The sequence below is a fragment of the Cellvibrio sp. genome (assembly GCF_039207905.1).
Taxonomy (GTDB): domain Bacteria; phylum Pseudomonadota; class Gammaproteobacteria; order Pseudomonadales; family Cellvibrionaceae; genus Cellvibrio.
Map to the genome: position 1 here is coordinate 1 of NZ_JBCECX010000057.1, position 9,706 is coordinate 9,706.

General features: G+C 47.1%; 7 protein-coding genes. 6 read left to right on the plus strand and 1 reads right to left on the minus strand.

Annotated elements, in window-relative coordinates:
- Nucleotides 1-169 precede the first annotated feature (169 nt).
- Together AAGC78_RS20740 and ilvN are read left to right on the plus strand one after the other, a co-directional pair.
- The gene (locus tag AAGC78_RS20740) at nucleotides 170-1,903 is read left to right on the plus strand and encodes an acetolactate synthase 3 large subunit (RefSeq protein ID WP_435786020.1); all 1,734 of its coding nucleotides are present in this window, start codon (nucleotides 170-172) and stop codon (nucleotides 1,901-1,903) included.
- A 1-nt stretch (nucleotide 1,904) separates the two neighbouring features.
- Entirely contained in the window at nucleotides 1,905-2,396 is a 492-nt protein-coding gene (ilvN, locus tag AAGC78_RS20745) for an acetolactate synthase small subunit (protein WP_062061070.1), read from the plus strand.
- A gap of 67 nt (nucleotides 2,397-2,463) precedes the next feature.
- Here ilvN and AAGC78_RS20750 read toward each other — a convergent pair whose 3' ends face one another.
- Nucleotides 2,464-3,201: a helix-turn-helix domain-containing protein gene (locus tag AAGC78_RS20750; RefSeq protein ID WP_435786021.1), complete on the minus strand. Its 738-nt coding sequence runs from the start codon at nucleotides 3,199-3,201 to the stop codon at nucleotides 2,464-2,466.
- A 189-nt stretch (nucleotides 3,202-3,390) separates the two neighbouring features.
- Here AAGC78_RS20750 and AAGC78_RS20755 point away from each other — a divergent pair, with 189 nt between their 5' ends.
- The 4 genes from AAGC78_RS20755 to AAGC78_RS20770 form a co-directional block, all read left to right on the plus strand.
- Nucleotides 3,391-6,882 (plus strand): acyl-[ACP]--phospholipid O-acyltransferase, encoded by a 3,492-nt coding sequence (locus AAGC78_RS20755; RefSeq protein WP_435786022.1) that lies wholly within the window; start codon nucleotides 3,391-3,393, stop codon nucleotides 6,880-6,882.
- A 42-nt stretch (nucleotides 6,883-6,924) separates the two neighbouring features.
- A complete protein-coding gene (locus AAGC78_RS20760) occupies nucleotides 6,925-7,677 on the plus strand; it encodes a sterol desaturase family protein (RefSeq protein WP_435786023.1) in 753 nt (250 codons plus the stop codon).
- On the plus strand, nucleotides 7,677-8,549 hold the full coding sequence (locus AAGC78_RS20765; protein WP_435786024.1) for a fatty acid desaturase: 873 nt from the start codon (nucleotides 7,677-7,679) through the stop codon (nucleotides 8,547-8,549). Before AAGC78_RS20760 ends, AAGC78_RS20765 begins: the two co-directional genes overlap by 1 nt.
- 3 nt (nucleotides 8,550-8,552) lie before the next feature.
- A partial coding sequence (locus AAGC78_RS20770) for a beta-ketoacyl-ACP synthase III (protein WP_435786025.1) occupies nucleotides 8,553-9,706 on the plus strand: 1,154 nt, incomplete at its 3' end.

A 9,706-nucleotide genomic window follows, 5' to 3' on the forward strand; every position in this document is an offset into this window, starting at 1 on the left:
CGGTTTTCGCTGATCCGATCCTGACCTTGCCGGGTTTTGATCGTGGATCATTCACGGTGTTGGCCTGCCCTAAGTGCCAATACTTTCCAGTGTGACTCTTTCTTTCGCCCTCAGTGGTACAAAAGACACACGCGCATAATGCGATTCATATCCTAAAAGGGGAATCATTGTGGAAATGCTTTCAGGCGGAGATATGCTCATCCGCGCCCTGAAAGACGAAGGCGTTGAATACGTTTTCGGCTATCCGGGCGGCGCTGCGCTGCATATTTATGACGCTATATTTCGTCAAAAAGACGTTAAACATATTCTTGTTCGCCACGAACAAGCTGCAACCCATGCTGCCGATGGTTACGCGCGCGCGACCGGCAAAGTGGGCACTGTGCTGGTAACTTCCGGCCCGGGTGCGACCAATGCCATTACCGGTATTGCGACGGCCTATATGGATTCTATTCCGATGGTAGTGATTTCCGGTCAGGTGATGAGTCATCTGATTGGTGAAGATGCTTTCCAGGAAACCGACATGGTGGGTATCTCCCGCCCGATCGTAAAGCACAGCTTTATGATCAAACACGCCAGCGAAATCCCCGAGATCGTAAAAAAGGCCTATTACATTGCGGCGACCGGCCGTCCTGGTCCGGTAGTTATCGATGTGCCTAAAGACCTGACTCACCCTGCGCATACCTTTGCTTACGAATATCCAGAGAAGGTGAAGCTGCGTTCTTACACCCCAGCGACTCGCGGTCACTCCGGCCAGATCAAAAAAGCAGTACAACTGCTGCTCGGCGCCAAGCGCCCGATGATTTATACCGGTGGCGGCGTAGTGCAAGGCAATGCATCGCACTTGTTAAAAGAGCTGGTTGATCTGCTGAATTACCCCGTAACCAATACCCTGATGGGATTGGGCGCTTATCCTGGCACCGGTAAAAATTTCCTCGGCATGCTCGGTATGCACGGCACTTACGAAGCGAATACTGCGATGCATCACAGCGATGTGATTCTGGCTGTAGGTGCACGTTTTGATGACCGCGTAACCAATGCCATCAGCAAGTTTTGCCCGACGGCAAAAATTATCCATGTGGATATTGATCCTGCATCGATTTCCAAAACCGTCGTTGCCGATGTACCTATCGTAGGTGCAGTTGATAGCGTGCTGAGCGAAATGCTGGCGTTGATTAAAGAGTCGGACGAAAAGCCTGATGCAGAAGCGCTCGCCTCTTGGTGGGAGCAAATCAACGAATGGCGTGAGCGTCACGGTATTTACACCAAGAATCGTTTTGATACTACCAGCGATAAAATCAAACCGCAGGAAGTTATCCAGGCGATTTGGGAAGTTACCAAGGGCGATGCTTACGTTACCTCTGACGTGGGCCAGCACCAAATGTTTGCCGCGCAATATTATTTGTTCGACAAACCGCGTCGCTGGATCAACTCTGGTGGCCTCGGCACTATGGGCTTTGGTTTGCCAGCAGCTATGGGCGTGCAAATGGCGGATCGCGATGCGACCGTTGTGTGCGTAACCGGTGAAGGTTCAATCCAGATGTGTATTCAGGAATTGTCTACCTGCACCCAATACCATCTGCCGGTAAAAGTCATTTGCTTGAACAATCAGGCGCTCGGCATGGTTCGCCAATGGCAAGACATGCAGTACTCCAGCCGCTACGCGGAAAGTCTGTATGAAGATTCGCTGCCGGATTTCATCAAGCTTGCAGAAGCCTATGGTCACGTGGGAATCCGCGTTACCAAAAAAGAAGATCTCAAAGCGAAATTGGCCGAATGTTTTGCAATGAAAGACCGCGTGGTATTTATGGATATCATGGTTGATCAAAGCGAGCACGTTTATCCGATGCAGGTTGCGCAGCAATCCATGCGCGATATGATCCTGAGCAAAACGGAGCGCACCTGATATGAGACGCATTATTTCTGTATTAGTTGAAAACGCTCCCGGTGCTTTGTCGCGCGTAGTGGGTTTGTTTTCCCAGCGCGGTTACAACATTGAAAGCCTGACTGTTGCCCCGACTGAAGATGAAACCCTGTCGCGCTTGACGCTGACTACCTTGGGTGATGATCACAAAATCGAGCAAATCACCAAGCACCTCAATAAATTAATTGATGTTGTTAAATTGGTAGACTTGACCGAAGGTTCGCATATTGAGCGCGAACTTATGCTGATCAAAGTCAAAGCATCCGGTGCGCAGCGCGCGGAAGTTAAACGTTGTGTGGATATTTTTCGCGGCCAGATCGTGGATGTAACCAGCACGCTCTACACCATCCAAATCACCGGCGCGAGCGACAAGCTCGACGCGTTTTTACAAGCCGTCGGCGATGCCTCAATCATCGAAGTTGTTCGTACCGGTGTGTGCGGAATTTCACGCGGTGAGAAGGTGTTGAGTTTGTAAGTTGTTAGCGCCAGTGTGATTGGCGTGTTATGAAAAAGGCCGATGCTTGTGCGAGCATCGGCCTTTTTTATTCGCTACGCAGAAGTGGTTGTAGCAATCCGTATTTCCAATTTCGTGCGGCTAACACCAGCGTAATGCCGTGGCGTTCATTTAACGGCAGATGAGTGTCTTGAGTTGTGAGTTCATTAAACTCGCGCGCTAACCGTTTCAGCTTGCGCTGAAATTCTTTGTGCCCTTCTTTTGAAAGCATGCCATTGAGCACGGCCAGGCTTTCATTCTCGTTGTCGAATTTGTGCCTGAAAAATTCTTCTGCGATTTTTTCCTGAAAAAATTGTTGGATTGGCCCTCCTTCTCGCCAACCAAAATTGCTTGCCACGCGCAATTTGATTTTGTTGTGCGGTAACAATTCGATGACTTTCAAACGGTCGAGTTTGGCGAGTTGCTGTAGGCATTCATGGGGCGTGATGGTGTAGTAGTCCAATATGTCCGCCATAGTCCAGCGGTTGAGCACACACACCGTAATCAGCAATAGCATCAGATCGCTGGTGATCTCTTCTTCCTGCTCATGGGTTAATTGCTGTAGGCGCGTTTGCTGCTCCTGCATTAGCTGCACAAGGTCAGAAATCTCCAGCTCCATCAATTGGCAAATTTGCTCCAACCGTTGCAGCGATAAATGCTGGTCGGCAAACAAGCGTTTGACGCTGGCCTCGGTAAGTTCGAGATGCTTTGCCACCATCGCATAGGTCAGCCCATGGCTTTTGAGTGCCTTTTTCAGGGTCAGGATAAGGGTATTTAGTTGTGCCATAGATGACGATCCAGCAATAATCTTATTGAAAGTATCAATATACGCAACTTTTGGCGCATCTTGTAGCTACTTTGCATTGTTTGGTGGAAGTGTTTGAAACAGATAGGCATGCTGGGCGGGCTTTGAGGTTGGAGGGATCTTTACGCCAGCCGGTTCAATTCCCATTTTCACATTCAGGAGATACCACCCGTGCAGTCTTTGCTCCGCATTAAAGGATTCAGTGCTTACCTAATCGTGTTGTTTATCAACGCCTTCGTCGACCTGGGGCACAAGATTATTATTCAAAACACGGTATTTAAAATTTATGACGGTGATAAGCAGGTCATGCTGACTGCATTGGTCAATGCACTTATTTTAATTCCATTTGTCCTGTTGTTTTCTCCTGCCGGTTTTATCTCCGATAAATATCCAAAACATAAAGTGATGCGCTACAGCGCCTGGTTCGCATTGGTTGCGGTATTGGTAATTGTGGCGGCCTATTATCTGGGCTTCTTTTGGTTGGCCTTTGCGATGACCCTGGTGCTCGGTATACAGGCCGCAATTTATTCTCCGGCAAAATACGGATACATCCGTGAATTAGTAGGTAATGCGCAATTGGCTGCAGCAAACGGGATGGTGCAGGCGATTACGATTGTCTCCATGCTCGGTGCGACCTTTGTATTCTCTGCCTTATTTGAATACCTGTTGGCTGATCTTTTCTTCAGCGATGCGAATAACATTATCGCGCACATAGCTCCATTGGGATGGTTGTTAGTTGCGTTAACGGTGTTTGAATTATGGAAGGTTTACCAATTGCCGGATTGCAGTAACAACACCGATGCTGAACATGCTGATGCGCCTGCGAAACATTTTGTTGTCGGTAATTATTTGCGCGGTTCCTATCTTCTGCACAATTTAAAAACCATCTTCAATAAGCGTCCTATTTGGTTGTCGATTATCGGTCTGACAGTTTTCTGGGCTATTTCCCAAGCAGTGCTCGCTTCATTCCCGGCTTACGCAAAAGAAGTGCTGAATGAAAATAACACGCTGGTCATTCAAGGAATTCTTGCTTGTACGGGAATCGGTATTGTGTTGGGTTCACTTATCGCGGGTCGCTTATCCAAAAATTATATTGAGCTGGGTTTGATTCCTGTAGGGGCAACCGGTTTTGCACTATTGCTGGGTTTGTTGCCCACTCTGGATTCGCTGTTACTAATGGCGCTGACATTTGGCGCACTGGGGGTGCTGGGTGGATTATTTATTATTCCGCTAAATGCACTGATTCAGTATCACGCCAAAGCAGAGGATATGGGCACCATTCTTGCCGGTAACAACTGGGTACAAACTATCGGCATGATTTCGTTCCTCGGTCTTACCATGTTGCTAGCGCACATCGGTTTTGGCAGCGTGCAATTATTTATGTTGTTAATGGTGGTGGCGTTGATCGGTGCGATTTATACCGTGTATGAATTGCCACACTCGTTAACGCGCATCATCGCTGCATTTTTGATGCAGGGTAAATATAAAGTGACCGTGGCAGGGTTTGACAATTTACCCAAAACCGGTGGTGTATTGTTGTTGGGGAATCACATCAGCTGGATTGACTGGGCGATGGTGCAGATTGCCTGTCCGCGCCCTGTGCGTTTTGTCATGCTGCGCAGTATTTACGAACAATGGTATCTGAAACCCTTTTTTAAATTTTTTGGTGTAATTCCTATCAGCAGCGGGCAAAGCAAAGAGTCGCTGATCAAAATTAATGAATTACTAAAAGCGGGTGAAGTAGTTTGTTTATTTCCTGAGGGCGCAATTAGTCGCACGGGTTCGCTGGGTGTGTTTCACAGTGGCTTTGAGCGAGTGGTTGATGAAGTTGAGGGCGCAATTGTTCCTTTTTATTTGCATGGTTTGTGGGGTAGCCGCTTATCGCGTGCACGCAGTGAGAAGCTGCGTAAAAATACTTCGCCCGGTTTACGCCGTGAAGTTGTAGTGACTTTTGGTCCGGTATTGCCGATGAGTACCACCACCAGCCAGTTGAAACAAAAAGTATTTGAGTTGTCGTTTGAAGCCTGGGAGCAGCAGAGTAAAGAGTTTGATCCTATACCTCTGGCATGGATTCGCGCAGCCAAGGCAAATTTAACCGCCGACAGCGTGATTGATTCTAATGGCTTAACACTCAGTAATGCCAAAATGCTGGCAGTGGTAAGTGCATTTTCCAAACAAATGCGCAATCTGGATGTCGAGAAAAACGTTGCCATTTTATTGCCTGCGAGCAGCGCCGCTGTTATCGCCAATATGGCGGTAATGTTGAACGGGCAGGCGGCAGTTAACCTCAACTTCACCACCAGTGTTGCCGCAGTGCAATCAGGTGTAAAAAATGCTGAGATAAAAACGGTTTACACCTCGGAAAAATTTATCCAGAAATTAGCGGATCGAGGTTTGGATACTGAAGGCTTACTGCAGGGCATGCGTGTGGTTTACATGGAATCCCTTAAAGAGGAATTGTCGAAAAAAGATCTGGCGCTTGCATTTTTTGCAGGCCATATATTGCCGGCCGAATGGTTTTATAAACTGTTTGGTAAATGCGTAAGGGTAAATGATCCGGCGGCAATTCTTTTTTCAAGTGGTAGTGAAGGCACACCTAAAGGGATTGTGCTTAGTCATCGCAACTTTATGGCGAATATCAAACAAATTAGCGATGTGCTCAAAACGCGTGAAGATGATTTGGTCATGGGTTGCTTGCCACCATTTCATTCATTTGGTTTAACCGTTACTACCTTCTTGCCGTTGGTGGAAGGTATTCCTGTTGTATGCCATCCGGACCCTACTGACGTACTTAATATTGCCAAAGCCATTGCGCGTTACAAGGTTACTGTTATGTGTGCAACGGCTACTTTCTTGCGCCTCTATAACCGCAATAAAAAAGTGCAGTCGTTGATGCTGGAATCATTGCGCGTGGTAGTTGCTGGTGCTGAAAAATTATCGGTAGATATTCGCGAAGAGTTCCAGCAACGTTTTAATAAAGTGATTTACGAAGGTTATGGTGCAACCGAAACGACACCGGTTGCCAGTGTTAATATTCCTGATCAATTGGATCTGAACGATTGGCACGTGCAAACCGGTAATAAAATCGGTACGGTTGGTCTGCCTCTGCCGGGTTGTTCGTTCCGGGTTGTAGATCCCGTATCTCTGGCAACTTTGCCCGCAGGAGAGGATGGCTTAATCCTGATTTCGGGAACGCAGGTTATGCTGGGTTATTTGAATGACGACGAAAAAACACGTTCAGTGATAGTAGAGTTAGACGGTCGCCGTTGGTATAAAACCGGTGACAAGGGGCATCTTGATACTGATGGCTTCCTGACAATCGTTGACCGATATTCACGCTTTGCCAAATTGGGTGGCGAGATGGTTAGCTTGGGTGCGGTTGAACAAGAAATCAAAAAGACATTGGGCGATATCGATGTTGAAATGGTGGCGGTTAATCTTCCCGATGAAAAGAAAGGTGAACAAATCGTATTGCTAATCACGATTGAATTAGCAGAAGCTGAGTTGCGCCAGAAATTGTTGGCCAATAATTGCAATCCGCTGATGATTCCAGCAATAGTAAAAGCTGTTGCGGCTATTCCAAAGTTGGGCAGCGGAAAGACTGATTTTGCTGCATCCAAAACCTTGGCATTAAACCTGGTAAATGCAACTGCACTTGCTTAATACAGCAAGGTTGGTCAAGTAGAAGAGTGATAGGAAAAACGAATGCGCGAATTTATTTTACAGTGTTCTGCTCTTGAAATTGCCGGCGTTGGGCTGGCATTTTTTGGCGGCATCTATTTATTATTTGGCGCATTCAATTTAATCCTCACCCAGCAATTGCTGCCGCGTTTGCATATTGGCATTAAGCTTGATCCGCGTCCGTTGGGTAATGGCCAGCTGCAACGGGAGTTATTATTGTCAGCCAGCTCCATCGCTATTTTTGGGGTAGGTATGATTTTCCCTTGGGGCTTGTTGCAGCTTGGTTGGGCTCAACTAGCGGTTAACCCTTCCGGGTTACAAATTGCGGGCGAAATTTTTGTATTGATTATCTGGAATGAAATCCATTTTTACATCAACCATTGGTTATTGCATACGCGCTGGCTACGGCAGTTCCATTTACCGCACCATCGCTCGGTAGTAACCACGCCTTGGTCTACTTATGCGTTTCATCCGGTAGAAGCGATGATGTTAGGCAATGTGATTTTATTGCCAATGATGGCGCACGATTTTAGTGTCTATGCACTTTTCTCCGTGCCCTTGTTCAGTTTGCTGTTCAATAGTATCGGTCATTCCAATTTTGATTTTAATCCTCGTTCGCCGCGCGTTATTTTTAACGGTGCGCGCCGCCATCATTTGCACCACGCCTGCTTTAATGGCAACTACGGTTTTATGTTTCCGTTTATGGACTGGATTTTTAAAACGGCTTTGCCTGCAGACGCTGCCGACAAACAAATCAATCGCTGGCGAGTGCGTTAATGATTATGCGGTATTGGCGCGATTGGCAGAGCGTGGTGTATCTATTGCTGTTGCCTTCATTGGTGGTGTGGCAATGGCACAATGGATTTAGCTGGCCGTTATATCTGCTGGAATTATTTCTGACCTTAGGAGTGGGAGTAATTCATCACAATCACACTCATCTGCGTGTGTGGCGTTCACGCCGATTAAACCGCTTAACGGATTTATGGATTACGCTGCTGCAAGGTCATCCGACATTTGTGTTCTATCCTGCCCATATTGGTAATCACCATCGTCATCAGCATGGCGAGCAGGATGTTGCGCGTACCTATCGCTTTACCCAGCCACCCGGTGCTCGCGGCGATACTAATAATTTGCTCGGTTATCTATTGCATCCGCTGCAAGCCATTTGGGTTTTGTACCCGCGTTTTTTCTCATACTTAAAGCGTCGCTATCAATTCCGGCGTACGTATTTTTATTACTGTGTATTGCAGTACCTGTTAGTGATTAGTTTGTGGTTATGTTTGGCCGCAATCGATTGGGAAAAGTGGCTGATATTGGTACTGATTCCCCAATTGCATGGTTTGCATTGGTTGTTGGCGACTAATTATTTGCAGCACGCTCACGCCGATGGCAGAGGCAATAATTTACAGTTTGCGCGCAATTTTTATGGCTGGGTAAATCCGCTGCTGTTCAATATTGGTCTGCACACGGCGCATCACCGGCATCCACGTGCGCATTGGTCTTTATTGCCGCAACTTGCGGAACAATATACGGCGCAGGTAAATCCTGCATTAAATGAAAAAGGTTTGCTGCGCTATATGGGGCGCACCTATTTGTTAGGATCTTTACACTCTCGCTGGCGCAGTCGCTCGCTACATAACAAGGATTAATTTATGCCTACTCGTTTTAATCGTGTCTATATCCAGTCTGCTGGTTACCACTTGCCGGGTGAGCCGGTAGACAATGAGGCGATGGATGATTTTATTGCGCCCCTAAATCGCATCTCGCTGCGCATTAAAAATAAAATCCTGGCGGAAAATGGAATCCAAACCCGTCATTACGCGATCGATAAAAATGGTGAGACAAAAACCTCCCACACCAGATTGGCTGCTAACGCAATTCACGATTGCCTCAATCGCGCAAATGCAACGCTGAATGATGTCAGCCTACTTGCAGTAGGCTCTTCAGGTAGCGATGCATTAATTCCCGGTTTTGCCGCCATGGTACAGGGCGAGTTGGGCGCGCCGCCGATGGAAACCTTATCGAGCCTTGGTGTTTGCGCCGCCGGAATTTCTGCCATTGAATTTGCGGCGCAGTCGATTGAACTGGGTGCACATCAGCAAGCATTGGTAGCGGCTGCTGAAATGCCGTCGCGTATTTTCAAAAAGAGCCGCTTTGCGCCGCGCGGTTATAGCAGTGATTTTGATGCGCATTTTTTGCGTTGGATGTTATCTGATGGTGCAGGCGCTTTGTTACTTACGAACAAACCTGCTACGAAAAAAAATGTACGTATAAAAATAAACTGGGTTCACCAAAAAAGTTTTGCCGGTGATTATCCGGTCTGTATGCAATTGGGTTTGACTGAAGATCGCAGCAAGTCATTTCTCGATTTTCCGTCTTCTAGTGAAGCAGAAGCAGCGGGTGCCTTGTCCTTGCGACAGGATATCCGCCTGTTGCCGCATCTGTTTGATGTGAGTATCCATGAATATGTGAAGTTGGTGCATGATGGTTGGATAACCTCAAATGAGATCGATCATTTCCTTTGCCACTATTCATCCGCGCGTTTTATTCCGGTAGTAGAAGAGTTATTGGATAAAGCTGGGCTGACTATTCCGCGTGAACGCTGGTATAGCAATTTAGCAACCCGTGGCAATACCGGTTCTGCGTCCATTTTTATTATGTTGGCAGAATTTTTGGATACCCATGAGGTAAAACCCGGCGAAAAAATATTTTGCTTTATCCCCGAATCCGGCCGTATGACGGCTGCTTATATGTTATTGGAAGTGGAAGATGCTAGCGCGCCGCTAAATAATGTTGTGCCTGTGCC

What these genes read in the sequence shown, in the direction of transcription:
- AAGC78_RS20750 (WP_435786021.1), bottom strand. Translation starts at nt 3,201, where the DNA reads ATGGCACAACTAAATACCCTTATCCTGACCCTGAAAAAGGCACTCAAA.
- AAGC78_RS20765 (WP_435786024.1), top strand. Translation starts at nt 7,677, where the DNA reads ATGATTATGCGGTATTGGCGCGATTGGCAGAGCGTGGTGTATCTATTG.
- ilvN (WP_062061070.1), top strand. Translation starts at nt 1,905, where the DNA reads ATGAGACGCATTATTTCTGTATTAGTTGAAAACGCTCCCGGTGCTTTG.
- AAGC78_RS20760 (WP_435786023.1), top strand. Translation starts at nt 6,925, where the DNA reads ATGCGCGAATTTATTTTACAGTGTTCTGCTCTTGAAATTGCCGGCGTT.